The sequence below is a fragment of the Enterococcus sp. AZ091 genome (assembly GCF_051714805.1).
GTDB lineage: Bacteria > Bacillota > Bacilli > Lactobacillales > Enterococcaceae > Enterococcus_D > Enterococcus_D gallinarum.
Genome location: NZ_JBIOSO010000001.1, coordinates 400,145 through 425,331, shown reverse-complemented (window position 1 = coordinate 425,331; position 25,187 = coordinate 400,145). Strand labels below are relative to the sequence as shown.

Sequence of the window (25,187 nt, the reverse complement as noted above, 5' to 3'; positions counted from 1 at the left end):
ACCTTCTTTTCTTTTTTCTAAGATTGTTTTTGTTGGAAACGCCAGACAAAACGCTTTTCTAAATAGTACGGATAGGTCAGTAACAGCCAAGAGAGTCCCACACAAAATCCGCCGAGTACGTCGCTAGGAAAGTGAACACCTAGATAGATCCGACTGATACCGATCAGAAAAATCAGTAAGCCAAGCAAGATTCTCATACCCCAGCGTAACGCTTGTGACTGGAAAAAGACAGGAATCAGCAAAAGTAAGGTTCCATAAAATACCATGCTGCCAGTGGAGTGTCCGCTAGGAAAACTAGAGCTTGTCTCCAACACTAAATGTTCCAGTGTTGGTCTTTCTCGCATAAAGAATAATTTAATCAACGGATTGAAGACCGCTGAGATGCCAATCGTACCGAAACTGAGCCACAGTGCTTCGGAATAGAAGCGATTGATAAGCAACACGACCAATACAACAATGAAAAGCAGTCCAATCGTTACTGGATTAGCAAACTTGGTCACCCATAGGAAAAAGTCAGTCAAAAAAGGATAACCGCTACGGATCAAACGAGTGCTACTTTCATCGAAAGGATTCAGCCAAGTTGGATAGAATTTGACAACATAGCCTAAAAAGGCAAAAAGCAGCAAAAAACAGCTGCCGGCGAATTGATAATACAGTTTTTTGTTCATAAAAAAATCCTCATTTCTACAGGCAAACATAGTGAGTCTATTATACCATTTATCTTGGAGGGACAAAAGACAGTGGTGCAGGGGTGTTTCTTGAGGGACAATATTGTATAACAAGAAATTGTCGCTTACTTCTTCTTTCGAATAATGTACGTTAGATTACAAAGAGTTTACAGTTTGGCGAAAAGAAGGAAATAACTTTTATAAAATCTTAAGAAATTGTATACTAAACGTAGGAAAAAAATAGAAGACGGAGGAACGTTCATGAACATGAGTTTATCGCGCAAAGAGCGTCGCAGAGAAGGACAGTCCAGTGAATTTTATCAAACGATGAGAAAAAGTGCCGCTGTTGTAGGGACAACCATAACCGCTTGCTCAGTAGTAGCGCCTTTGCTGACTCCAGTTCAAGCGGATGCCGTAGAAAATACTGTGGTGAGAAGTAACTTTGCTGCACCTAATACAGCAGCATTCATTACAGAAATCGCAACTTATGCACAGCCTGTTGCCCAAGCAAATGATCTTTATGCTTCAGTGATGATCGCACAAGCCATTCTTGAAAGCGGCTGGGGAAGAAGTGCCCTGTCCCAATCACCTAACCATAATCTTTTTGGAATCAAGGGCAGTCATAATGGTCAGACAGTCTATATGAACACAGCAGAGTATTTAAACAATCAATGGTTGACTATGAAAGAACCCTTCAAAAAATACCCTTCTTACAAAGAATCTTTTGAAGACAACGCACGAACATTAAGAAATGTTTCGCTAGGAAACGGTAATTATTATTATGCAGGTGCTTGGAAGAGCAATACGTCTTCTTACCGTGATGCAACCCAATGGTTGACGGGGCGTTACGCAACAGCTCCCAACTATGCTTCTTCATTGAATACGGTGATCCAGCAGTATGGCTTGACTAAATATGATACACCAGCTTCAGGCAATGCCGGTGGTGGAGCAACGGTCAGTACGCCTAATACCGCTACAAATCCTGTCAGCAAGCCAGCAGCGACATCGTCAGTTTCTTCTGGTAGTCAAGGCTATACAGTTGCGTCAGGGGATTCTGTCTGGGGAATCGCTAATAAATTCGGCATCACAATGGATCAGCTATGTAGCTGGAACAATATTCGCAATAATTTTATCTACCCAGGACAAAAACTGACGATCAATGGTGGTACTGCCAAACAAACGACGAATACAGGGACCATATCTACCACGACAGCAAGTGCTGGTAGTTATACTGTTGCTTCAGGGGACTCGGTTTGGAGTGTGGCGAACAAGCATGGCATCACGATGGACCAATTACGCAACTGGAACAATATCAAAAATGACTTTATTTATTCTGGTCAACGCTTAGTCGTAAAAAATGGTACTGGGTCAAAAAGTCAGGCCAACAAGACTACAGCAACAAGTTCTGTAACCAATGCTGGTAGTTATACCGTTGCTTCAGGGGACTCGGTTTGGAGTGTGGCGAATAAGCATGGCATCACGATGGATCAATTGCGCAGCTGGAACAATATCAAAAATGACTTTATTTATCCTGGTCAACGCTTAGTCGTAAAAAATTCTGGAAATAAACAGACAAGTAGCCCGACCACAGCTTCTACGAGCATTTCTTCATCAGCTGGCAGTCAAAAGTATACAGTGGCGTCTGGGGACTCGGTTTGGTCGATTGCTAATAAATTTGGTATCACGATGGACCAATTCCGCAGTTGGAACAATATCAAAAATGATTACGTCTATCCTGGTCAAAGCGTACGGGTCAGCGGTACGGCAACGGCTGCGAATCAGACGGCAAGTACGAGCAACTATACCGTAGTATCTGGCGATTCTGTCTGGGGAATTGCGGATAAATTTGGGATTTCCAGAGATCAATTCATTCAATGGAATAACATTAAAGACAACTTTGTTTATCCTGGACAAAGCGTTCGCGTAAAATAGATTGCTATTCCGCTGTTTTTTTGATAGGATAAGTGCAAAGAATCTTTCACATTTGAGAAGGAATAGTAGAAACGTGTTGGAATCAAGAGAGTGCATGGCTGGTGGAAATGCACAGAAGACCTTTCGAACTCGCCTTCAAGTGATATTTGACTGAAATGAGTGTTTCTCAGAACCGCTCAAAGTAGGCAGATACGGCGATGGTCGTTAACACATCGAGGTCTGTTTCATAACAGATAAAATTAGGTGGTACCACGTTTATAACGTCCTATAAAAATCAATAGTGATTTTTATAGGACTTTTTTTTAAGTTCTGCTGATTTTTGATCAAGTCAGAGCACCAATTTTTAGGAGGCGTCCATAGTGAACTACAATCACAAAGAAATTGAAAAAAAATGGCAAAAATATTGGGCTAAGAAAAATGAGTTCAATACCCACGATCAACCGGATAAACCAAAGTTTTATGCGTTAGACATGTTCCCATACCCTTCTGGACAAGGATTGCACGTAGGGCATCCAGAAGGATATACAGCGACGGATATTCTAAGCCGCTTCAAGCGCAGCCAAGGATTCAACGTTCTTCATCCCATGGGTTGGGATGCTTTTGGGTTGCCTGCTGAACAATATGCATTGGATACCGGGAATGATCCGGCCGAGTTTACGAAAAAAAATATTGAAACATTCCGTCGTCAAATCAATTCACTGGGGTTTAGTTACGATTGGAATCGTGAGATCAACACGACAGATCCTGAGTACTATAAATGGACGCAATGGATTTTTACCAAACTTTATGAAAAAGGATTGGCTTATGAAGCCGAGGTTCCTGTCAATTGGGTTCCAGAGTTAGGAACGGTTATCGCCAATGAAGAAGTGATCGATGGCAAAAGTGAACGCGGCGGCTACGATGTTATTCGCAAACCTATGCGTCAGTGGATGTTGAAGATCACGGCTTATGCGGATCGCTTGCTAGATGATCTAGAAGAAGTTGATTGGCCTGAGAGCATCAAAGAAATGCAGCGGAATTGGATCGGTCGTTCTGTGGGTGCCAATGTCACCTTCAAAGTAGCGGGTAGCGATGCAGCATTCACCGTCTTTACGACACGACCAGATACATTGTTCGGTGCCACTTATACGGTTTTGGCTCCTGAACATGAGTTGGTACAAGCCATCACTACACCGGAGCAAAAAGCAGCAGTTGAGGCATATGTAGCAGAAACAGCGAAGAAGTCCGATTTGAATCGGACCGATTTGTCTAAAGAAAAGACGGGTGTCTTCACAGGGGCCTATGCGGTCAATCCAGCGAATGGGAAAGAAGTGCCAATTTGGATTGCTGACTATGTGTTGGCTTCATATGGTACTGGTGCGATCATGGCTGTGCCAGCTCATGACGAACGTGACCATGAATTTGCAAAAGCTTTTGGGTTAGAAATCATTCCTGTTCTGGCTGGGGGAGACGTTGAAGAAGCTGCTTATACTGAAGACGGTCCTCATATCAATTCAGAGTTTCTGGATGGTCTAGATAAAGAAGCTGCAATTGAAAAAATGAACCACTGGTTAGAAGAACAAGGAGTCGGTAAAAAAGAAATCAGCTACCGTCTGCGAGACTGGCTGTTTTCTCGGCAGCGTTACTGGGGTGAGCCTATCCCGATCATTCATTGGGAAGACGGTACTACAACCACTCTTCCGGAAGATCAATTGCCACTACGCTTGCCAAAAACCGATAATATCAAGCCAAGTGGTACAGGTGAATCGCCATTGGCGAATGTCAGCGAGTGGGTCAATGTCGTTGATCCAGAAACAGGCATGAAGGGACGTCGTGAAACGAATACGATGCCGCAATGGGCAGGGAGTTCTTGGTATTTCTTGCGGTTTATCGACCCTCACAATAAAAATCGCTTAGCCGATTTTGACAAATTGAAACGCTGGTTACCAGTAGATATCTATATCGGTGGGGCAGAACATGCGGTGCTTCATTTACTTTATGCTCGTTTCTGGCATAAGTTCCTTTATGATCTTGGTGTCGTACCGACAAAAGAACCATTCCAGAAATTATTCAATCAAGGGATGATCCTTGGGGAAAACAATGAAAAAATGTCGAAGTCTCGCGGAAACGTCGTAAATCCGGATGATGTCATCGAACAATACGGAGCAGATACACTGCGCATGTATGAAATGTTCATGGGTCCATTAGATGCATCGATCGCTTGGAATGAAAACGGCTTGGAAGGCAGCCGTAAATTCCTAGACCGCGTTTGGCGTTTGATCGTGGATGAAAATGGCAAAATGCGTGATCGAATTACTACATTCAATGATGGCAAACTAAGTAAAGTTTACAACCAAACAGTTAAAAAAGTTACCGAAGATTTTGAACAGCTTCATTTCAACACGGCTATTTCACAGCTGATGGTCTTTGTGAACGAAGCATATAAGTCCGATGCACTACCATATGAATATGTTGCTGGATTTGTCCAATTGTTGGCACCGATTGCCCCTCATATCGGTGAAGAACTATGGGCAATTCTCGGAAATAAAGAGGGCATCTCTTATGTGCCATGGCCAACTTATGATGAAAGTGCGCTAGTCGAAGATGAAATCGAAGTGGTATTCCAAGTGAACGGCAAAGTTCGGGCAAAAGCCAAAGTTCCTGCGGATGCAGACAAAGCGACGCTCGAACAGTTAGCTCAATCAAATGAACTGGTAAAAGAACAATTGAATGGAAAAACGATTCGCAAAATCATCGTTGTACCAAATAAATTGGTCAATATCGTCGCTAATTAATTGAAAAGAGGGACTGTGCCATAAGTCTCCTACAAGTAAAACTATCCGAACATTAACTATTATTGCTCCTGCGGTGCAGGGACTCCTCGTCGCAAAAGTCAGAGGAATCTATCCTAGCAATAGACTATTATTCGGTTTAACTTGTTGGATGATGACTTATGGCACAGTCCCTCTAAACATGTCTAAACGGTCGAAGCAGATGCAACTCCGAGAAATAAGTCGAAATACCCAAAAATTTGAAAAGCAATTTCTGTGTATTCCTCCTTATTTCTCGGAGTTTAACACTTCTGTCCCCGCTTTTTTTGTACAAAAAAGCAGCGGTTCAGCTGATGCAAACATCAACTGCCGCTGCATACTATTTTTTGCGAATAATGCCGTAAAACAATACAGCTGTAGCCACTAATGGAATGAAGATCACCAATAGAAAGCCATTTGGATATGTTGCGCGAGTGAAGATTTCTGTGGAAGTATCATTTGTGCCGATCAAGTGGTTTGCTACTAAAAATTGTCCGACCAATGCGATCATTGCTAGAAAACCTACTGTTGCCCCTGTTCCAAAGAAGATTTTTTTCTTTGTGCTGTTCATTGCGTCTGCCCCTTTAATATTCTCTATGTCCCATTATACAAAAAATGAAAAAGTCTTCAATGCGATTTTGTCAAATCATTGATTCGTAATACACTTGAAATGAATTTGACATATTTTTCTAGTCAGCTGACTCTTTCTAAGTGAAACGGCAATCAAATCATTCGCTGAACTAAGAGGGGTCTCGTATAATAGAATTAACGCAAATGAAAGTGCAGAAAGAAGGAATAAAAATGGACTATCAATCTTTTGAAGGTCAAGAGGCTTTTTTCAATGATTATCAACGAGTAGCAAAAGCAGGTTACCAAGAAGAAGAAGTGATCGATGACGTGCTGGAACAGCTGAATCAGCAATTGACTGCGGACCAGCTAATTTACCGAGTGGAAGCGGAAAAAACGAAAGACGGCGAAGTCTTTCTGTTTCCTTTCAGCAAATTCATGTATACCGAAGATTTGGACGCAGCAATCTCGACAGAATTTCGCTATGATGGTGCTCCTTATGTCTATGAAACCTATGAGGATGAACAACCATAATTTTCAGCAAGGTATTTAAATCAAGAACTTTTTAAGAGGCATTTGCATAGACACAAAAATAAACACCCAAAGGATGACCCGCTTGATGCTGTCATTCTTTGGGTGTTTGTTGTTAACGGATAGGTGAGGCAATGAAAAAATCAAAGCAAACGCTGAGCGATCTGCAAATCACCTTCATAAGGTTCTTTTTGACCATTGACTTTCAAATATTGCTCAGCGCCTTTACCAGCTAGAATCACGATATCTTGACTAGCGGCTTCAGCAACCGCTGATCGGACCGCAAGGCTGCGGTCCATCTGTTCTTCAATAATGACAGTAGGTGCAGTGATCGCAGCGGCTATCTCGGCAGCGATAGCACGAGGATCCTCAAAGTTAGGGTCATCAGAAGTTAAATAGACTTTATCTGCATACTCAGAAAGCGCTCGACCCATGTCAGGACGTCGTGATTCTGCTTTGCCGCCGGCACTGCCGGTCACAAAAATCAGCCGTCCTTTTGGCCGCAATGTATGGGCTAGCTCACTCAGTGACTTAAAGCTTAAGTAGTTGTGGGCATAATCAACGATGATCAATGCGCCATTTTGTTTTTCCAGAACGATCATTCGTCCTGGAATCGTTACATTGGGCAAGACAGATTGTGCTTCTTCTTGGGTAGCTCCCGCAAGACAAGCAGCAACGATTGCAGCAGTAGCATTGTCGTGATTGAATTCTCCTAGCAAAGCCAACTGATAGTCGCCATTCACAAGAAGAATATCTTTTTCAGAATGGATGCGGAATGATTTAGGATCGCCCGATTCCGCTGGTAATACTTGATAATCTCCATCGCATTGGCCATAGGTGATCAATGGTACTTGATGAGCAGCACAAGTTTCTTTTAATAGTTCAAAATAATCGCTTTGTCGGTTAATGATCATTTGTTTACTATTGTGGATCAACTCGCGTTTGCAGAAAAGATAATCATCAAAGTCCGGATGTTCTACTGGACCGATATGATCGGGCGAAATATTTAGAAAGATTCCAATTTCATAAGTGATCCCAGAGACACGTTTGGTTTTATAAGCTTGGGAAGAGACTTCCATTACTAGATGTGTCATACCATTAGCGACTGCTTCGGCCATCATAGCATACAAGTCTAACGTTTCTGGAGTCGTCAAAACTGCTTCCTGATAGTTCTTTCCGTCAACAGTATTTTCTTCAGAGGAGAAAAAAGCTACTTTCTGATTGGTTGTTTTGGCTAAAATCTCCCGCACAAAATAAGCACAGCTCGTTTTGCCTTTTGTTCCTGTGATTCCAATTTTAAACAGCTGATCTTGCGGATTGTTGTAAAAAGCCTGGGCAATACAAGCCATGGCTGCTCGGATATCTGTAACGATGATGCCATAGGCGGAACAATTTTCATAAGGGTGTTCCGAAACATAACATTGAAGGCCCTGAGCAACGGCACTTTCCAAATAGCTTTCTTTGAACGCGGCACCTTTACAGAAGAATAGCGTATTTGCGTCTGTCTGACGCGAATCATAACTTAGTGAGGTAAAGATCAAGTCGTTCATTTCTTGTGGAACGGTATAATGCCATTCTTGGCCGATAAACTCTTTTAATAGATTTGCTTCGATCAACAACCCGCGGATCTGATGGGGGGTAATGGTAAGTAGTGACATCTTGGTTCTCCTCGTTTCAAAAAGTTTAGTTTATTATAGCATATTCAGGCAAATCGAATGGAAGACAGCATGCGATTGGTTGTTCTTCTTCAATAATGTGAAGAAACTTTAATATGTTGCAAAAATAGATTGCTCGAAGTCCTTTTTCGAATTAAAATGAAGGGGATATGTTTGTAGAAAGTTGGAGAGAACTGCCATGGATAATCATACGCAATCTGCGTCAAAACAATTAACGACACAAGAAAAAATGGCTCAAGGATCGGCTTGGATGACACTGGGAAACATTGGTTCTCGGTTGCTCGGTGCGATCTATATTTTGCCGTGGTACTACTGGATGGGAGCCAACGGAGATAAAGCAAATGCATTGTTTGGAATGGGTTACAATGTCTATGCTTTGTTTTTGATGATTTCTACTGCAGGAATTCCAGCAGCGATTGCGAAACAGATTTCCTACTACAACTCAAGAGAAGAGTATCGTACAAGTCAGCGCTTGTTCCTGAGAGCTTTACAGTTGATGGCAGGATTTGGGGTAGTAACTGCTGGTATCATGTACATAGCCGCTCCTTGGCTGGCAACCGCATCTGGTGGCGGAGAAGAATTGATTCCAACGATGCGCTCCTTAAGCGTGGCACTTTTGGTCTTTCCATGTATGAGTGTGATGCGAGGATATTTCCAAGGAAATCAAGACATGAAACCATTCGCGATTTCTCAGATCGTTGAACAGATCGCGCGAGTCTTCTATATGCTGTTGGCAACGTTTATTATCATGCGGGTGGTAGAAGGCGACTATACAGCTGCTGTGACTCAATCAACGTTTGCTGCCTTTATCGGCGTTTTAGCAAGTGTTCTGGTTTTGGTTTATTATTTCCAGAAGCAGCGGGTTCGGATGGATGTTTTGCTGGACATGAGCAAAGAAGAAACAGAGATCCAAACCAAAGAATTGGTTTTATCCACCATCAAAGAAGCGATTCCTTTTATTATTGTTGGTTCTGGGATCACAATTTTTAAACTAGTGGATCAGTATACCTTTGTTCGAATTATGAAAGGATTTACACAATATTCAAATGATCAGCTCTTAGACATGATGGCAATCTTTGGCAGCAATCCAGACAAGCTGACAATGGTCGTGATCGGCTTAGCAACGTCGATGGCATCTACAGGGTTGCCTTTAATCAGTGAAGCAGTAGCGAAAAAGAATCAAGGGAATTTAGCTAAATTGATCAGTAATAACCTCCAGTTGTATTCCTTTGTCATGCTGCCTGCTACGTTTGGAATGATCGTATTGGCGTATCCATTGTATACATTGTTTTATCGACCGGATACATTAGGGGCAAGCGTCCTCGTTGCTGCTTGTATCTCTGGCTTAATCCTGGGCTTGTTCATGCTGACTTCTAGCATGCTGCAAGGGATGTACCATAACACAGAAGCGGTTATCTTCTTCTTTATTGGTTTGTTGCTAAAATTTATTTTGCAGTATCCGGCCATCTGGCTGTTCCAAGTTTATGGTCCTTTAGTCTCTACAACATTGGCACTTGGTGTGACTTGCTGGCTGAATATTAGAAAAATGTTGACTAAAGGCCACTTCAATGCCAAGTTGACCTTTAGAAGAACGGTTTTGATTTTCCTGATGACTCTCATTATGTTAGTGATCGCGCTGATTGCTCGGCAATTGTTTGGTCTGGTCTTAAGTTCGGATCGTAAAGTCCAAGCCTTTATTCTTTCTCTACTGGTTGCAGCAGTCGGTGGCGGGGCCTATATTTATATGGCATTGAAAATCCGCTTAGCAGAAAAACTACTGGGCTCATCAATGATTCGTTTGCGTAAGAAATTGCGAATCAAATAACCCAATAAACCTGATTAGCCGCTGAGATCGCATGGATCGATCAGGCGGTTTTTTCAGTAAAAAAGATCGCAAAGAAAGAGGCGAGAAAACATGCGACTAGATAAATTCTTAGCAGATATGGGGTATGGCTCACGAAAAGAAGTGAAGCAAGCAATCAAGAAAGGCGTTGTTGCGGTCAATGGTCAACAAGTCAAAAGTGATAAATTCCAAGTAGCTGAACAAGAGGATCAGGTTTCGTTTGCAGGAGAACTGGTACGTTACCAGAAAGATTTCTATTATTTATTGAACAAACCGGCTGGTGTGATTTCTGCAACGACCGATCCGGAAAAGACGGTCTTGGATTTGTTTGCGGCGGAAGATTATCGCCGGGATCTTTTTCCAGTCGGTCGTTTGGATAAAGACACCGAAGGACTACTGCTAATTACGAATGATGGCCAGCTAGCTCATCGGTTATTGTCACCCAAAAAACACGTCGAAAAAGAGTATTATGCAGAAGTACGAGGAATCATGACCGAAGAGGATCGTCACCAATTTCTCCAAGGAATCGAACTGGATGGGGAAACTCTCATGCCGGCACAGCTGACGATTTTAAAGGTAGACGAGCAGGCCGAGACATCCACGATTACCTTGATTTTGCATGAAGGGAAGTTTCACCAAGTAAAACGAATGGTGCAGGCAGTGGGAAAAGAAGTGACTTATCTCAAGCGTACTCGAATGGGCGGGTTACAGCTGCCGAAAGATTTGGCATTAGGAGAGTATCGCTCAGTGACAGAAAAAGAGCTGGCACAGCTTTCTGCTGAACCAGCGGATGATTGAATTGTTGCAGCGAATGAAGTCTGACGGCTGTGCCCGGTATGTGGAATGAGACTAGAGGCAATGTTTCTGCTGCTTCAGAAACATTCTGTCCATCACCAGAGCCCAGGCAGCGCTTTGATCTGCAGTGACTCTTGTGAGAATGGATGGGTCAAATAAAGTTCATAGGCATGCAGCTCAAGGCGAGCTGCAGTTTTTTTCTGATAAAGAGGGTCTCCGACGATAGGATGTCCAATGCTAGCAAGGTGGACACGAATCTGATGCGTACGTCCTGTATCTAATACACAATAGATCGAAGTCGTTTGGGCATTGCGAGCGGCAATCTCAACGTGTGTCACCGCAGATAAGCCATTGCGTGGGTCAATGACTCGTTTGCGACGGTCGTGGCGATCGCGTCCGATTTTTTTGCGAATGGTTTGGTTTTGATCCAATTGTCCCCAGACTGTTGCTTGGTAGCGACGATAAATTTGCTTACTTTCAAGCATTCGTCCCAAAATAGGCAAGACTAAGGGGTTTTTAGCAAATAAAATGACGCCGCTGGTCTCTTTATCTAATCGGTGAACGACATAGGGTCTTGTCTCTGGTGCAAGATATGCAGCCAGATCATTCATAAGTGTGTCGGTTTCATTTGGTTGGTTGGGGTGGGTTTTGATACCAGCGGGCTTATTGACAACGATCAGATGTTCATCTTCAAACAACACCGTAATCTTCTCTTTGTTCCCAGAAATCACTGGCTGATACGTGTAATCTGCTTCTTCTAGAAGAAGCGTGAGCTGATCCCCACCTGCTACTTCCTGATGAAAAAGGGCTGTTTCACCGTTGACGCGTACATTTTTGCGGGTTCGCAGTAAATGGCGTACTTTGCGAGGGACGAGCCATTCTTGTTCTAATAATTCCCGAATCGTTGTTCGGGGATGGTCATTAGGTAATGTAATGGTATATTCCATAAAAATCCCTTTCTAAGTTGTGATCTATTTGCTATTATAGCATCTTTAAGATTTTCTTATAAAAAAAACAACAAAAAACAGAAGTTTCGCTGATAGAATTGACGAGCAATCTTTTGTGGATGAAATTTACTGCTAGAGCCGTATTCCAAACGGTTTGATTTATGCTACACTTTGTTAAAAGGAGCGTGGAGAAATGGATTTGAAACAAATCCTTCACAAGATAAAAGAATCGATCCAAACTTTCTGGCGTTGGATCAAGCCTTATCTACAGCAATTCCATCAATGGCGCAAACGCATTTGGAAAAAATATCATGTGAATAAAATAGTTATTTTACTGACTTTAGTGGGTATTTTAGTGATGAGCGGTTACTTGTTTTATATCGCCAAGAATACCAAAGTTAGTGAATTAGAATCAGGATTGAAAGAGTCCACTGTGATCTACGATGCTAAAGGAGAAGAAGCTGGGCAGCTCTATTCTCAAAAGGGCACCTATGTTGATTTAAAAAGCATTTCCCCAGCAGTCGTTCACGCACTGATCTCAACGGAAGACCAGAATTTTTATAATCACCATGGGTTTGATATCAAAGGGATCGCTCGGGCGGCCTTGCGGATGGTAGTCAATCGTAGTGCAGAAGGTGGCGGTGGGAGTACAATTACGCAACAGCTAGCAAAGAATGCCTATCTTTCTCTCGATCAAACCTTTAGTCGAAAAGCCAAAGAACTGTTTCTAGCGATTGAAATCGAAAAAAAATACTCAAAAGATGAAATATTGGAAATGTATTTGAACAGTTCCTATTTCGGTAATGGAGTCTGGGGGATTCAAGATGCTTCGCTCAAATATTTTGGTGTCAATGCTTCAGATTTGACGGTAGGAGAAGCAGCTACCTTAGTAGGTATGCTTAAAGGTCCATCAATTTATAATCCTATCGATCATCCAGAAAATGCGACGAACCGCCGAGATACTGTTCTAGGACTGATGGTAGACAACAAAATGCTGGATCAATCTGTGGCCGATCAAGAAGAGCAAGTTTCAATAGCTAGCCTGTTGTACGATGGCTATGGCAATTCAGAATCTGGCTATAAATATCCTTATTACTTCGATGCAGTGATCGATGAAGCGGAGTCTTACGGACTTGATGCGGATGATGTGATGAATCGTGGATACAAAATCTACACAGCACTGGATCAAAACTATCAGGCACAAATGGAAGCTGCCTATAAAAACGATGCGCTCTTTCCAGAAAATGCGTCTGATGGAACGATGGTCCAATCAGGTTCGGTGGCATTAGATCCGACAACTGGCGGTGTTCAAGCATTGGTAGGGCGACGAGGCGAACATGTTTTTCGCGGGTTCAATTTTGCTACCCAAATGAAACGCTCGCCAGGTTCGACAATCAAACCCATCAGTGTTTATGCACCTGCAATCGAAGCGGGCTATAATCCAGATAGTATTTTGGAAGACAAACCTCAAAGTTATTATGAGGCAAAGAATTACGATGGGACCTATTCCGGTGAAGTGCCGATGTATCAAGCATTGGCTCAAAGTTTAAATCTGCCAGCTGTTTGGACACTTCATGAAATTGGTCTCGACCGCGGATACAAAAAGACTCAGGAATTTGGGCTAACATTGTCAGAATCGGACAAATATTGGGGATTGGCGTTAGGCGGATTGGAAACTGGCGAATCACCGTTGACCATGGCTGCCGCGTATGGTGTCTTTGCTAGCGGAGGCTATTACTACCAACCGCATTTGATCACCAAAATCGTTGATTCAACGGGCGCGGTTATTGTAGATAATACTTCAGTCAAAGGAAAACAAGTCATCTCCAAAGAAACAGCAGACAAGATGACAAGCATGATGCTGGGTACCTTCTCTAATGGAACTGGGGTCAGCGCTAGCCCTTATGGCTTTACGATCGCAGGAAAAACCGGGACAACGGAAACAAACTTTGATTTATCAAAAGTCAATGATCAGTGGATCGTTGGGTATACACCTGATCTCGTAATCTCCACCTGGCTGGGCTTTGAACAAACGAGTGCCGAACACTATTTGACTGGAACCAGCGGGCAAGTCGTCGGCAAGATATTTAAAGCGGAAGCCGAAAGTCTGTTGCCTTACAGCCAAGGAAGTCAGTTCCAAGTAGCAGATGCCTATATGACTGGTGGGAAACTGATGGCAGCAGATGAAGTGCCAGATCCAAATGAATCAACGGACAACGATGACTGGAAAAAATCAGTTGACGAGTTTGCCGAAAATGCCAAAGAAGGATTAAAAGATTTTGGTGAGCGCGTCAAACAAGGAACCAAAGAGCTTTTTGGTAATCTATGGAATACGATCAATGGTAATTGATGTTAGCTTCTACTGCATGTGCATCCGAACAGTATGTTATAATAAGAAAAAAACAAAGTGAGGGAACAGTATGGCAAACATTTATGACACAGCGAATCAATTAGAACGAGAATTACGAGAATCCGAACAGTTTCAAGATTTAAAAGCCTCGTTTGATCGTTTGAAAGAAAACCAAGAAGCGTATAGCTTATTCAAGGAGTTCCAAGGCTTGCAACAAGCTTTGCAACAAAAAATGATGGCAGGCCAAGAAATGACAGAAGAAGAAGCACAGCAAGCACAAGAACTCTCTCAAAAAATTCAGCAAGATCCAATCGTTTCGGAATTGATGCAAAAAGAACAAGCATTTAGTCTGGTGGCCAATGATTTGAATCGAATCATCATGGGCCCTGTGCGGGACTTATACGAAGCCTAAGCGCTAGCTTGCTGGCTTACCGCAGCACAAAAGAGACCAAGAGGGGTTCTCAAACAGAGGCCTCGGACTTGTGCCAATTCTATGCCAATTTACAGTGCTTTAGATAGTGTTAGAGGCTAATTTGAGCGGACAACATTCGAAGGATCGGGGACTTCCTCGACCCTTCGAATTTTTTTTGTTCAAAAAGGCGAACAAATTTTCGTATTTTGCTGACGAAAAAACAAAGAAATGTTATGATAGAAGCAAAAGGGGGAAAGGTATCATGCGTTTTTTACATAGTGCTGACTTGCATATTGATCGTTCTTTCGAAGGGATCCGCATGTTATCGGATAACGTCAAAGAGCAGCTTCCGCTGATCAATCGAAAAATAATCAAAAAACTGGTTGATACGGCACTGGAGCATGAAGTGGATTTTGTTCTCTTGGCGGGGGATACCTTCCACCAAGCCCGTCCAAGTCTGCGGATCCAGCATGACTTTTTTCAAGAGATTTCCCGACTTGCGTCAGCAGAGATCCCTGTCTATATGATCTTTGGTAACCATGATTACTATGATCCGCAGCGTTATTGGTTTGATTTTCCTGAGAATGTTGTGCTGTTTCCCAGTGAGACGGTTGAAACGATCAAAGGCGTAACCAGAAATGGTGAGACCTATGCTATCAGTGGCTTTAGTTATCAGCAGCCTTGGATTACACAGAACAAGATCAGGGAATTTCCTAATCGCCAAGCGGTTGATTTCCATATCGGTATGTACCACGGGGATAGTGCAGGGGAACATTATGCACCATTTTCTGTGAGTGAAATGAAGCAGAAAGGCTATGATTATTGGGCACTAGGTCATATTCATGTTCCTAAGATCCTTTCAGAAGAGCCTGCGATCGTTTATCCAGGGACCCCACAAGGCAAAACGCAAAAAGAACAAGATACAGGCGTTGTTTTAGCCACTTTGAGTTCCCATGGTACCGAGATCCAGACGGTCGACGTAGCAGAAATCACATGGGCACAACAAGAAGTCTCATTAGCAGCTTGTAAGGATCAGCGTTCGATTTTGCAAACGATTTTGAAGGAGGTCAACACGAATCAGCCACGACTGATCAAATTAGTGCTGACAGATACGGATCAGTTATCTTCAGATTGGTTTTCTGAAACCGAAAAAAATGAAATGATCGCCTATTTGAACGAGCAGCTGTCAAGAGACGTATTACAGACAATTTATGCAATCGAAGTCTACAAAACAGAGACAGACAAAATTCCATTAGCGATCCCGGCGTCCTATGTTGATCAATTACTAGCTATTTATCAAGACCCGTCTATTTTTGCTGAAGGACTGAATGATTTGCTTCGTCATCCGTTGCTTTATCGCGGGATTGATCAAGGTGCCTTTCAAGAAGAGGTCTTACAGCAGACGAAACACTTGCTGGAGAATGATTTCCAGTGGGAGGAAGAAGTATGAGAATCTTAAAAGCAGAGATCACTGGGTTTGGCCGTTACCATGATCAAGTGATTGAATTTTCCCAAGGAAATCAATTGCTTTTTGGCAACAATGAAATCGGCAAGTCGACATTGTATCAGTTTATTGCGGCTATGCTGTTTGGTTTTCCTAAAAGAACAGCTAAGAAAAAGGATTATACCCCCAAAAATGGGGCCGCTTATGGAGGCAGATTGTGGCTAGTTATCGAACCTTACGGGGAAGTGATGATCGAACGTTACCGTCAAATCGATCGAGGAAGAGCCAAAGTCCATTTCAACGGGCAGACCGGCGACGAGGAAATGCTGGCACAGTTGCTGCAACCCTTGAATCAGACGTTGTTTTTCGATGTATTTACTTTTCAGCAAGAACAACTTGCCCAAATTGACAAGCTGCAAGAAAATGAATTGCATCAAGCACTGATTTCTTTGGGAATCAGTGGGAGTCAAAAGATGCTGCAACAAGTGGCTCGCTATGAAGCAATCAATCAACAAAATTATAAACCGCGGGGACAAAAACTCCCTTTGAACCAAGCGTTGAAACGTTTGGAGAAACTACAGGAGAAAATTGCCCAAAAAGAAAGCGAAGAACATCGCTTGCAACAGCAGTATCAGCAGATTTCACAGATTCAAAAAGAATTGCGGCAATTAGAAGAACAGCAGCAAGTGCAAAGCGATGCTTATCAAGCTGTTCAACAACAGATCAGCCATTGGCCATTGTATGAAGAATGGCAACAGCTATCAAGCCAGCCAGCTGCAGTAGCAGAAAAAGACGCTCAGGAAATCAGCAGATTTTATCAGACCTATCAGCACTTAACAGAAGATATTCATCAAAAAGAAGCAGAACTTGATCGTTTGGAACAAGGGCAAGCTTCAGATAAATATTTCTTTTATCTGGACAACGAACATTTGATCACTCAGATCCTTCAGAAACAAGTTGAGATGGCCCGATTGATGGATCGGCAGGAACAGGCGCTAGAAAAGGAACAACAAGCACGAATGGCGTTGAACCAGCTGATCAATAGACGGCAATGGTCAAAAGAATCACCACCACTGCAGACAGAACAAATCCAGGAACAATTAATGAATCTGGAGCAAAGCGACTACCAGTTAGAGGAAGCAAACAAGCGCTTAGAGTGGTTAGAAGAGAAGGAAAATCATCTTCAACATGCTTTATCACGGTTGGAACAGGCGCACCCAGGATTGATGGGAGAGCAAAAAATGGCTATTCCTATGGTGCCATTAGTAGGTGGTTTGGTTGCTTGTGTTGCAGCATTCTTTTTACCGTCTCCATGGCGCTGGTTGTGTATAGCGGCTGGCACCGTTGGTATTGGACTAGCAATTTGGGAGGCAATGAAACAACGTCCTCATAAACAAGGTGACAGCAAAAAACAATGGCAAGAGTTATTGTTGCAAACGGATCTGGTTGCCTCAGAGATCGCAGATCTGACAGAAGCCAATAATTTACAAAAACAGCAGAATGAACGATGGCGTCAGGCGCTGCAACCTTTTTTTGGAACGGAACCTTATCACAGATGGTCGGTCTTCTTGCTGCAGTACCAAGAAGATGTTACTAATTATCAGTTGTATGCTCATCAGCTTCGCGAAGCCAAAGAACAACTGCAAGAGGTCACAGAACAGCTTCAGCCTTATCAAGCGATGTTTACACCTTTTGCTGATTGGTTGCCCCTGCAAAATAAGACAATACTGGAGCAGGCTCAGCTATTGCATGAATTCAATGAAGAGATGCAGGCTGTTAAATTGGCGCGTTTACAGCAGCCCAGCACGTTGTTGGCGCAGCAACTTGCTCGCAAAAAGACGGAGCGGACTGCATTGTTGGCGGCTTCTCAAGAGATTCTCTCACAAGTTGGCATTGATCAGCCAGCAGAAATCAGTCTTTGGCTCAAACAATGGGAGACGCATCAGCGGGCGGCAAAGCGGGAAGCCGAATTAGCAGTCATGCTGGATCCGATTTTCCCGGAACCAATCACACAAGAAGAATTGCTGGAAAAGAAAACGCAAGTGGCACAAAAGCAAAAAGAGCTGCACCAGCTTAGTCGACAAAAGGCAGAGCAAAGGCAACGGCTTGAACTAGAAGTAGCCGCCAGCCAAAAAAGCGGTACGTTGAGCCAGCTCTATCAGGAAGAAAGCGAACTGCGGGCAAAAATCGAGGAATTGGCTCTTGCTTGGAGCAGTCGACAATTAGCAGCTTCGGTATTGTCCGATTTGACGACTGAATTGTCTGAGCAACAATTGCCGCAATTACTAGAAAAAGCTTCGATATATTTCAGATTGCTTTCCAATGACCGCTATCACCAAGTAACACTGCATGAGGGGCAATTAGTTGCCAGCAATGCTAGCGATAGTTACTCGATCATCGATCTATCAACAGGAACAAAAGATCAGCTGATCATGGCGATCCGCTTCGGTTATCTTGCGTTGCAACAAAATCATCCTCTTAGTCCCATCATTATCGATGATGGCTGGTTGCATTATGATAGTGCACGAAAAGAACGGTTAGCGGAATTATTCGCTGAGTTTGGCCAATATTACCAAGTAATTTGTTTGTCTTCTGACCAAGAAATGGTAAGCTATTATCATAAATACCAGCAATCCGTACAAGAACTTAGTCAAAGGATGTGAGAAATTTGGCTATGCGCCAAATGTTAACATGAAAAAAATTCGAGAATTGACCGTAGATGAGACGTTTCAAGTGTTTTTGCTGATTAAAAATGCGGATGTTCGTATCGCAAAAAATGGCAAAAAGTTTATCGCGTTTACTTTTCAAGATACTTCTGGAACAATCGACGGAAAGTTTTGGGATGCTTCTGAGGAAGAAATCAATCGCTTCGAGGCTGGTAAGGTCGTTTTATTAGATGGAAAGCGAGAAGTTTATCAAGGAAATCCCCAAGTCAAGATTTTGCATCTGCGTCTGGCAAAACCAGAAGAACCTCATGACCCGAGCCAGTACATGGAAAGAGCCCCTCTGAAAAAAGAAGACATGGAAGAGGAAATTAATCAGACATTGTTTGAAATCACCAATCCTCATTGGAATCGTATCGTTCGTTTTTTGCTGAATAAATACAAGAAAGAATTTTTTGATTTTCCAGCAGCTAAACGAAATCACCATGCCTTTGCTAGTGGATTGGCTTACCATACAACGACAATGTTGCGAATCGGAAAATCTTTGGTCAAAGAGTATCCGGAAATCAATGCACCGCTTTTGTATGCAGGAATTATCCTGCATGATTTAGGAAAAGTGATTGAATTGACGGGACCAATGACCACAGAGTATACATTAGCTGGAAATCTGGTTGGACATTTAGTGCTAGTAGATGAAGAAATCACCCAAGCGTGTATTGCTCTGAAATTTGATGATAAACAAGAAGATATCGTTGTGCTGCGGCACATGGTTTTGGCTCATCATGGATTGTTGGAATATGGCTCACCAGTTCGCCCAAGAATTATGGAGGCGGAGATCCTGCATCAAATCGATAACATCGATGCTTCTATGCAAATGATGTTGTCATCTATTCGCTTAACGGAACCAGGAGAATATACTGAGCGGATTTTTGGGATGGATAATCGTAGTTTTTATGTGCCGAAAGATGTATAAATAAAAAAAAGATTGGCTTTTGCCAATCTTTTTTTTCTGTTATTTTTCAGAGGAATCTGTAGCAGATGAACTAGTTGTTTCAGTTGATTCTTTTGTAGAATCAGTTGCATTCTCTTTGTTATCTGATGCATCTGTAGCAGAAGAATCAGTTGAATCTTTTGTTTCTGCTGCAGAAACATAGTCAGAAAGAATATCAGCTAGATCTTCATCTTTCATTTTCACATTAGCAGCTTTCAATTCTTTACCAATCGTTTTTGCCACGAATGTAGAATCGTTCAATAGCGTGTTTTGTGCGATTTCTGTGATTTGATCTTTGTATTTATCCATGTCGTTGCCTTTGTCTTGGTTTTTGACCATTTTGACAATGTAATAGCTTGTTGTATAAGTAGAAGCATCCGTAGCAGAAATGACCTCTGAAATTTCACCATCTTTTAATGCAAAGGCAGCTGTTTGTACTTCAGCTGGCACAGTTGTTGAGGTTGAGTCGAATTTGACTGTACCGCCATCTTCTGCAGTCGCTGTGTCTGTTGATTTTTCTTTTGCTAATTTACTAAAGTCAGCACCATCTTTTTGAGCTTCTTTTAATACATCTTTTGCATCATCTTCACTAGTCAATTTGATCAATTGTGCTTCAACTTCTGGATGGAAAGAATCCCAAGCTGCTTTCAGCTCATCATCACCGATATCCATGTTCGCTTTTAGCCCTTCTTGTAATGCTAATTGCTGTCTGATTTGTTCACGATAGCTTTTTTTAGTAAGTCCAGAAGCTTCCAATGCAGACTCAAATTTATCGCTGTCGCCATATTGTTTCGCAGTTTGATCGTATTGCTTGTCGATCATTTTCTCTGTAACATCATCCCCATATTTTTGATCGAAGACTTTTAAGACGATCAATTGGCGGATAAGACTTTGGTTATTCTGATCTGTTTTTGCTTGTTCGTAAAAATCTTCAACCGTGATTTTACCGCCTTTCATGGTTGCAATCTCATTACTTGAACTTCCGGAACAAGCAGCTAATGTCAAAACGCTCAGTGCACTGACTGCTGCTAAAATCAATTTTTTCTTCATTCGTTTAAGCACTCCTATTTTCTAAATATTTCAAAGAATCACAGCTAATACTATACCACACTCTTTTTTTAATTGGGAAGAAAACAAATGATGTTTCAAACAAAATTCATAGATTCTCCAATATTTGCTACTTATTTTCTTCTTGGGGAACTGATTTGGCTTGTATCGTCGTGACATGTTGGTTCAAACGATCCACGTGGGTCTTTATCCGCTCGATTCTTGGCTGTGCTTGGAATTTGAATGATTCAAAATCTTTTGTGAAAGACTCTTTGACAACAGGAATCGTTTCGTCAACCGTTTTACGCGTCAATGTGACAGCATCTTTTAAGTTTTTGACACTTTCATTAAACTCAAGAGTCGCTTCCGTGGTCTCATCGACATAACGAATCATTTGTTCACGGGTTTCTTTACCGCTTTTTGGTGCAAATAGCAGCCCGCCTAAGCCGCCGGCGAGAGAGCCGAATAACAAACCTTTGATAAAGTTACCGATCATTTAGTCCACCAGCTTTCCGATTTTTTCAGCGATCTCTGTTAGCTGTTCCTGTGAGTAATCCTCTGCATGATTACCGAAATGCATCGAGAAATCATCTTTTTCATCGTAACGAGGAATCAAATGAATATGGGAATGAAAAACAGATTGATAAGCCAATTCTTTATTGTTATTGATTATGTTGAGTCCATTGATCTCAGGAAAGGCTTTTTCGATTGCCCGAGCGATTTTAGGAACGCGAGCAAAGACCTCTGCAGCAAGGGCTTCATCATACTCAAAAATATCCGTTACGTGGACTTTCGGAATAACTAATGTATGTCCAGGTGTTACTTGGGAAATATCCAAAAAGGCATAGACTTGATCATCCTCATATACTTTGTAACTAGGGATGTCACGATTGTTGATCTTACAAAAAATACAATTTTCCATTTCATAAACCTCCTTGTTCTTCTAGTCCTACTTTACCATATTCTGCTGATTTCGGCAGTTTTTGTTCTTGAATTCCTTCAAAAGCAGGCCATCGCTTCTTTTCCATGTAAAGTACGGATGTTTGTGGAGAGAAACGCTTGCATTTGTCCGCTTGCACCAATAGACTTAAAAGCAGAAATAGAAAAGGACGGATACGATGAAACCAATCATTAAAGAAACATTACAGAAAAAAAAGACCAAACGAGAAAAAATCAGCTATCTTGCCTATGCGTATAAGGAGTGGCTGATTGCAGGACTAGCAGTCATTCTAGTAGGAGGTTCGCTGATCTATTCGATGACAAGACCAAAAGAAGTTGTTTATACAGTGGCTGTTGTTTCTGAGACCAGTGAACAGCAGCCCACACAATCTGAATTTGAAAAAGCAGCGACGGATTGGGTGAAGCAAAACGTGGCGCCTGATCACGAAATAACAGTTACATTTGTTTCCTATGAAGATCCAGCCGCTGTCCAAGCCTTTACGACCCGTTTAGCTGCCGGAGCAATTCAAGCCGTCATTTTTGATGCGTCCGAAGCAGACAGGTGGGTCGAGCGTTTTGGTAGCAGTGAGCTGCCAAAAGAACCATTGCAAGTAGCTGGACACGAGTATGTTGTTCAAATAACTAATAACGGAAAATAGCAGATTTCAAGAAGTAGATGACTGCTCTTTGACCGCTGCTTCATGGTATAATAGTCGATATTGGAGGAACGAAAATGACATTACAAGTAGAAAATGTAACAGGCGGTTATACACAGCTACCTGTTCTAAAAAATATTGATTTTTCGATCGCGGATGGTGAACTTGTGGGGTTGATCGGTTTGAATGGTGCTGGTAAAAGTACCACGATTAAAGAAATCATTGGTCTGCTACAACCTCACACTGGAAAAATCACTATCAACGGACTATCGCTGAAAGAAGATCCGCAAGCGTATCGCAAGCAGATCGGCTACATTCCTGAAACGCCTTCGCTTTATGAAGAATTGACTTTAAAAGAGCATATCGAAGTAACGGCAATGGCCTATGACATCCCCAAAGATGTCGCACTGCAACGGGCGGAGCGGTTATTAAAAACATTTCGCTTGGAAAATAAGTTGGACTGGTTTCCAGCAAATTTTTCTAAGGGAATGAAACAAAAAGTCATGGTTTTGTGTGCTTTTCTAATTGAACCAAGTTTGTACATCATCGATGAGCCTTTTTTAGGCTTAGATCCATTGGCAATCAATGCATTGCTTGAATTGATGAATGAGATGAAACAAACCGGGGCATCGATTTTAATGTCGACCCATATCTTGGCTACAGCTGAGAAATATTGTGATAAGTTTATCCTGCTTCACAATGGCGAGATTCGAGCCCAAGGAACGCTGTCGCAATTACAAAGCCAATTTGGGGCTGAAGGAGCTTCCCTCGATGAGTTGTACTTAGCATTGACAAAGGAGAGTCAGCTATGAAGGGGTTCTTCTCACAACGCTTGCAACGACATCAGAAACAGATGAGTCGCTATTTGCGTTATGTTTTCAATGATCATTTTGCGATCCTCAGCACATTTCTAATGGGTGGACTGGGTCTATATTATTCGAATTTGTTAAAAACGCTCCCTCGGCCGTTCCCTCAGGGGGGGATCGTATTGCTATTGATCTGGTTGGCACTTTTGTCAGTCGGCAAGTTGGCAACATTGGTGAAACCAGCAGATTTGATTTTTCTTTTAGCTAAAGAAAAGCAGATGGCGGACTATCTTGCTCAAGCACTGCGCTATTCGATGTGGCTGCCTTTTGGGGTCTCCTTTTTAGTCGTTGGTGCGACGATGCCTTTAGTCGTAGTAGTTACTGAACAAACGTTTGCGAGCTTTTTCTTTTATTTAGGGACGATTTGGTTATTAAAAGTTACGGATCTCTGGTTACAGCGTTTGTCTCTTTATCAAGGACAAGAACAGCGTAACAACCAGCGTGTTCTGTGGGTGATTGCTGCATTAAGCAGCCTTTTAGCTAGTCTGTATGTTGCACCTTGGGTTGGATTGCTCTTAGCTGTTCTACAAGCTGCTTGGTTCAACCTTCAGTGTCGTCCGACAGGTCTTCTATTAGATTGGGATCGCATGATCCACATGGAAGAAACGAGACTTCATCGCATTTATCGGTTTATCAACTTATTCACAGATGTACCTCAAATCACAGCAGCAGCCAAACGCCGCAAGTATTTAGATGGTCTGTTGAATAGGATTCCTTTTGGACAGGAACAGACTTATCGCTATCTATATGCTCGCCGCTTTTTGCGAGGGGAACAATATAGCGGGCTTTTTTTCCGTTTGACACTGATTGGTGTATTAGTGCTTTTCTTTGTTCAAGAATGGTGGCTTAGTCTAGGGTTAGGATGTATGTTTCTTTATTTGATCGGTTTTCAGCTACTGCCGATGTATAATGAGTTTCAGTACATGATTTTGACTCATTTATATCCAATCGAGGAAGGGCAAAAACAGACAGCCATTAATTGGCTATTGCTTAGATTATTAGGCGGAGCTGCTTTCATTTTTGGTGTAGTCGGCTTGTTCCGAGCGGCAATTCTTTGGCAAGGAGTGCTAGTGCTGTTGGGCTTTTTGTTATTTACAGGACTCTTTTTGGTTTTCTATGTACCTGCCCGCTTGAAAAAAATGCAAAGTCAATAAAGATGGCTGGACGTTACTCGAAAAAACCGAACGCATATGCGCTTGACGTTGACTCTTTAGGAAGCTAGAATAAGAGATACTGTGAAATAAGGAGAGAAGCTAGGATGGATATTCGCTTGGATCAAGATTGGCGCCTGAGACCAATCAAAGGCGACACCGGCAAAGCCTACATTGGCTTGAAGGACAATGATAAAGTCTTTATCAAACGAAATACGACCCCGATGCTTGCGGCACTCTCCAAAGAGGGGATTACTCCTAAACTTGTGTGGACCAAGCGTACCGGCAATGGCGATACGTTGTCTGCTCAAGAGTGGCTAGATGGTCGTGTATTGGACCCCGAAGAGATCGGTCAAAGAAATGATGTGATCGATGTATTGTATCATTTGCACCATTCCAAAACATTAGCGAAGATGCTGAGCAAAATCGGTGGTCAAGTGATGACACCAGAAAAAATGTTAGTTGAATATGAAGAAAATTTACCTAAAGCGGTTGTTCAAAATCGCTTTATTGCTATTGTTTATCGTTATTTAAGAGAGAATATTCCAGAATTTCAGGAACAAAAGGCCTCCGTCGTTCATGGGGATGTCAATTACCGTAATTGGCTTGTTTGCCAAAACTATCTGTATTTGGTTGATTGGGATTCGATCATGTTTGCGGATCCCGCAATGGATATCGGTACGATCTTAGGGCATTATGTTCCATTATCCAGCTGGCCGCATTGGCTAGTGCGTTACGGGATTCATGGCAGCAGTGAAGTGATCGAGAAAATTTATTGGTATGCTTTATTAAGTATGCTTCAGGAAGTAAAGAAGTACTACCAACGCGGGGATTATAAAGCAATGAATGCAGAGATTCTGCAATTAAAAAGAATTTATAGTGAATGAGAAGATGGAGCGAAGCAACAAGTTCCATCTTGT

At 42.3% G+C, this 25,187-nt stretch carries 21 protein-coding genes and 1 other annotated feature; of the genes, 14 read left to right on the top strand and 7 right to left on the bottom strand.

Annotated features, from left to right (window positions below; genetic code table 11):
* Window positions 1-17: 17 nt before the first annotated feature.
* Entirely contained in the window at window positions 18-668 is a 651-nt protein-coding gene (locus IGJ28_RS02145) for a phosphatase PAP2 family protein (RefSeq protein ID WP_003128409.1), read from the bottom strand.
* Between the two features lie 261 nt (window positions 669-929).
* On the opposite strand from IGJ28_RS02145, the gene IGJ28_RS02140 reads away from it, so the two are divergent.
* Together IGJ28_RS02140 and leuS are read left to right on the top strand one after the other, a co-directional pair.
* Complete coding sequence (locus IGJ28_RS02140) at window positions 930-2,600, top strand: LysM peptidoglycan-binding domain-containing protein (protein WP_252712255.1); 1,671 nt, start codon at window positions 930-932, stop codon at window positions 2,598-2,600.
* Between the two features lie 43 nt (window positions 2,601-2,643).
* Window positions 2,644-2,871: a binding site (T-box leader), on the top strand.
* Between the two features lie 88 nt (window positions 2,872-2,959).
* Window positions 2,960-5,374, top strand: coding sequence for a leucine--tRNA ligase (leuS, locus tag IGJ28_RS02135; protein WP_003128411.1), 2,415 nt, complete (start codon window positions 2,960-2,962; stop codon window positions 5,372-5,374).
* Window positions 5,375-5,729: 355 nt separating this feature from the next.
* Here leuS and IGJ28_RS02130 read toward each other — a convergent pair whose 3' ends face one another.
* Window positions 5,730-5,960 carry a hypothetical protein gene (locus IGJ28_RS02130; RefSeq protein WP_003128412.1) on the bottom strand — a complete coding sequence of 77 codons (231 nt, stop codon included), beginning with the start codon at window positions 5,958-5,960 and terminating at the stop codon, window positions 5,730-5,732.
* 230 nt (window positions 5,961-6,190) lie between these two features.
* Between IGJ28_RS02130 and IGJ28_RS02125 the strand changes: the two genes are divergently transcribed.
* A complete protein-coding gene (locus IGJ28_RS02125) occupies window positions 6,191-6,490 on the top strand; it encodes a DUF5960 family protein (protein ID WP_005472910.1) in 300 nt (99 codons plus the stop codon).
* Window positions 6,491-6,630: 140 nt separating this feature from the next.
* Here the strand turns inward: IGJ28_RS02125 and murE are convergent, their stop codons facing one another.
* Entirely contained in the window at window positions 6,631-8,145 is a 1,515-nt protein-coding gene (gene murE / locus IGJ28_RS02120) for a UDP-N-acetylmuramyl-tripeptide synthetase (RefSeq protein ID WP_252712256.1), read from the bottom strand.
* A gap of 196 nt (window positions 8,146-8,341) precedes the next feature.
* Here murE and IGJ28_RS02115 point away from each other — a divergent pair, with 196 nt between their 5' ends.
* The gene (locus IGJ28_RS02115; RefSeq protein ID WP_003128416.1) at window positions 8,342-9,988 is read left to right on the top strand and encodes a putative polysaccharide biosynthesis protein; all 1,647 of its coding nucleotides are present in this window, start codon (window positions 8,342-8,344) and stop codon (window positions 9,986-9,988) included.
* Window positions 9,989-10,078: 90 nt separating this feature from the next.
* Complete coding sequence (locus IGJ28_RS02110; protein WP_252712257.1) at window positions 10,079-10,804, top strand: pseudouridine synthase; 726 nt, start codon at window positions 10,079-10,081, stop codon at window positions 10,802-10,804.
* 92 nt (window positions 10,805-10,896) lie between these two features.
* Here IGJ28_RS02110 and IGJ28_RS02105 read toward each other — a convergent pair whose 3' ends face one another.
* The gene (locus IGJ28_RS02105) at window positions 10,897-11,748 is read right to left on the bottom strand and encodes an RluA family pseudouridine synthase (protein ID WP_081131440.1); all 852 of its coding nucleotides are present in this window, start codon (window positions 11,746-11,748) and stop codon (window positions 10,897-10,899) included.
* Window positions 11,749-11,941: 193 nt separating this feature from the next.
* Here IGJ28_RS02105 and IGJ28_RS02100 point away from each other — a divergent pair, with 193 nt between their 5' ends.
* From IGJ28_RS02100 to IGJ28_RS02080, 5 genes are all read left to right on the top strand, one after another.
* Window positions 11,942-14,098 (top strand): PBP1A family penicillin-binding protein, encoded by a 2,157-nt coding sequence (locus IGJ28_RS02100; RefSeq protein WP_252712258.1) that lies wholly within the window; start codon window positions 11,942-11,944, stop codon window positions 14,096-14,098.
* 70 nt (window positions 14,099-14,168) lie between these two features.
* Window positions 14,169-14,510: a YlbF family regulator gene (locus IGJ28_RS02095; protein WP_003128420.1), complete on the top strand. Its 342-nt coding sequence runs from the start codon at window positions 14,169-14,171 to the stop codon at window positions 14,508-14,510.
* A 262-nt stretch (window positions 14,511-14,772) separates the two neighbouring features.
* Window positions 14,773-15,960: a metallophosphoesterase family protein gene (locus IGJ28_RS02090; protein ID WP_003128421.1), complete on the top strand. Its 1,188-nt coding sequence runs from the start codon at window positions 14,773-14,775 to the stop codon at window positions 15,958-15,960.
* Window positions 15,957-18,617 carry an ATP-binding protein gene (locus IGJ28_RS02085; protein WP_252712259.1) on the top strand — a complete coding sequence of 887 codons (2,661 nt, stop codon included), beginning with the start codon at window positions 15,957-15,959 and terminating at the stop codon, window positions 18,615-18,617. The genes IGJ28_RS02090 and IGJ28_RS02085 overlap by 4 nt, the downstream gene beginning before the upstream one ends.
* Window positions 18,618-18,645: 28 nt before the next feature.
* Complete coding sequence (locus IGJ28_RS02080; RefSeq protein ID WP_252712260.1) at window positions 18,646-19,590, top strand: 3'-5' exoribonuclease YhaM family protein; 945 nt, start codon at window positions 18,646-18,648, stop codon at window positions 19,588-19,590.
* 39 nt (window positions 19,591-19,629) lie between these two features.
* On the opposite strand, the gene IGJ28_RS02075 is transcribed toward IGJ28_RS02080, so the two are convergent.
* The 3 genes from IGJ28_RS02075 to IGJ28_RS02065 form a co-directional block, all read right to left on the bottom strand.
* Complete coding sequence (locus IGJ28_RS02075) at window positions 19,630-20,658, bottom strand: peptidylprolyl isomerase (protein WP_003128425.1); 1,029 nt, start codon at window positions 20,656-20,658, stop codon at window positions 19,630-19,632.
* Between the two features lie 127 nt (window positions 20,659-20,785).
* Complete coding sequence (locus tag IGJ28_RS02070; protein WP_103300289.1) at window positions 20,786-21,151, bottom strand: YtxH domain-containing protein; 366 nt, start codon at window positions 21,149-21,151, stop codon at window positions 20,786-20,788.
* Entirely contained in the window at window positions 21,152-21,577 is a 426-nt protein-coding gene (locus tag IGJ28_RS02065; protein WP_005472896.1) for an HIT family protein, read from the bottom strand.
* Between the two features lie 196 nt (window positions 21,578-21,773).
* Here IGJ28_RS02065 and IGJ28_RS02060 point away from each other — a divergent pair, with 196 nt between their 5' ends.
* From IGJ28_RS02060 to IGJ28_RS02045, 4 genes are all read left to right on the top strand, one after another.
* Complete coding sequence (locus tag IGJ28_RS02060) at window positions 21,774-22,253, top strand: hypothetical protein (RefSeq protein ID WP_081131438.1); 480 nt, start codon at window positions 21,774-21,776, stop codon at window positions 22,251-22,253.
* A gap of 74 nt (window positions 22,254-22,327) precedes the next feature.
* Window positions 22,328-23,062, top strand: coding sequence for an ABC transporter ATP-binding protein (locus tag IGJ28_RS02055; protein ID WP_003128430.1), 735 nt, complete (start codon window positions 22,328-22,330; stop codon window positions 23,060-23,062).
* Entirely contained in the window at window positions 23,059-24,270 is a 1,212-nt protein-coding gene (locus IGJ28_RS02050; protein WP_138371441.1) for an ABC transporter permease, read from the top strand. Before IGJ28_RS02055 ends, IGJ28_RS02050 begins: the two co-directional genes overlap by 4 nt.
* 104 nt (window positions 24,271-24,374) lie before the next feature.
* Window positions 24,375-25,154: a phosphotransferase family protein gene (locus IGJ28_RS02045; protein ID WP_003128432.1), complete on the top strand. Its 780-nt coding sequence runs from the start codon at window positions 24,375-24,377 to the stop codon at window positions 25,152-25,154.
* The last annotated feature ends 33 nt before the right edge of the window (window positions 25,155-25,187 follow it).

Excerpts from the sequence above, each read along its gene's own strand:
- IGJ28_RS02105 (WP_081131440.1), bottom strand. The coding sequence starts at position 11,748 with ATGGAATATACCATTACATTACCTAATGACCATCCCCGAACAACGATT.
- murE (WP_252712256.1), bottom strand. The coding sequence starts at position 8,145 with ATGTCACTACTTACCATTACCCCCCATCAGATCCGCGGGTTGTTGATC.
- IGJ28_RS02115 (WP_003128416.1), top strand. The coding sequence starts at position 8,342 with ATGGATAATCATACGCAATCTGCGTCAAAACAATTAACGACACAAGAA.
- IGJ28_RS02065 (WP_005472896.1), bottom strand. The coding sequence starts at position 21,577 with ATGGAAAATTGTATTTTTTGTAAGATCAACAATCGTGACATCCCTAGT.
- IGJ28_RS02100 (WP_252712258.1), top strand. The coding sequence starts at position 11,942 with ATGGATTTGAAACAAATCCTTCACAAGATAAAAGAATCGATCCAAACT.
- IGJ28_RS02085 (WP_252712259.1), top strand. The coding sequence starts at position 15,957 with ATGAGAATCTTAAAAGCAGAGATCACTGGGTTTGGCCGTTACCATGAT.
- IGJ28_RS02145 (WP_003128409.1), bottom strand. The coding sequence starts at position 668 with ATGAACAAAAAACTGTATTATCAATTCGCCGGCAGCTGTTTTTTGCTG.
- IGJ28_RS02110 (WP_252712257.1), top strand. The coding sequence starts at position 10,079 with ATGCGACTAGATAAATTCTTAGCAGATATGGGGTATGGCTCACGAAAA.
- IGJ28_RS02090 (WP_003128421.1), top strand. The coding sequence starts at position 14,773 with ATGCGTTTTTTACATAGTGCTGACTTGCATATTGATCGTTCTTTCGAA.
- IGJ28_RS02050 (WP_138371441.1), top strand. The coding sequence starts at position 23,059 with ATGAAGGGGTTCTTCTCACAACGCTTGCAACGACATCAGAAACAGATG.
- IGJ28_RS02125 (WP_005472910.1), top strand. The coding sequence starts at position 6,191 with ATGGACTATCAATCTTTTGAAGGTCAAGAGGCTTTTTTCAATGATTAT.
- IGJ28_RS02095 (WP_003128420.1), top strand. The coding sequence starts at position 14,169 with ATGGCAAACATTTATGACACAGCGAATCAATTAGAACGAGAATTACGA.
- IGJ28_RS02055 (WP_003128430.1), top strand. The coding sequence starts at position 22,328 with ATGACATTACAAGTAGAAAATGTAACAGGCGGTTATACACAGCTACCT.
- IGJ28_RS02130 (WP_003128412.1), bottom strand. The coding sequence starts at position 5,960 with ATGAACAGCACAAAGAAAAAAATCTTCTTTGGAACAGGGGCAACAGTA.
- IGJ28_RS02075 (WP_003128425.1), bottom strand. The coding sequence starts at position 20,658 with ATGAAGAAAAAATTGATTTTAGCAGCAGTCAGTGCACTGAGCGTTTTG.
- IGJ28_RS02045 (WP_003128432.1), top strand. The coding sequence starts at position 24,375 with ATGGATATTCGCTTGGATCAAGATTGGCGCCTGAGACCAATCAAAGGC.
- IGJ28_RS02140 (WP_252712255.1), top strand. The coding sequence starts at position 930 with ATGAACATGAGTTTATCGCGCAAAGAGCGTCGCAGAGAAGGACAGTCC.
- IGJ28_RS02080 (WP_252712260.1), top strand. The coding sequence starts at position 18,646 with ATGAAAAAAATTCGAGAATTGACCGTAGATGAGACGTTTCAAGTGTTT.
- IGJ28_RS02070 (WP_103300289.1), bottom strand. The coding sequence starts at position 21,151 with ATGATCGGTAACTTTATCAAAGGTTTGTTATTCGGCTCTCTCGCCGGC.
- IGJ28_RS02060 (WP_081131438.1), top strand. The coding sequence starts at position 21,774 with ATGAAACCAATCATTAAAGAAACATTACAGAAAAAAAAGACCAAACGA.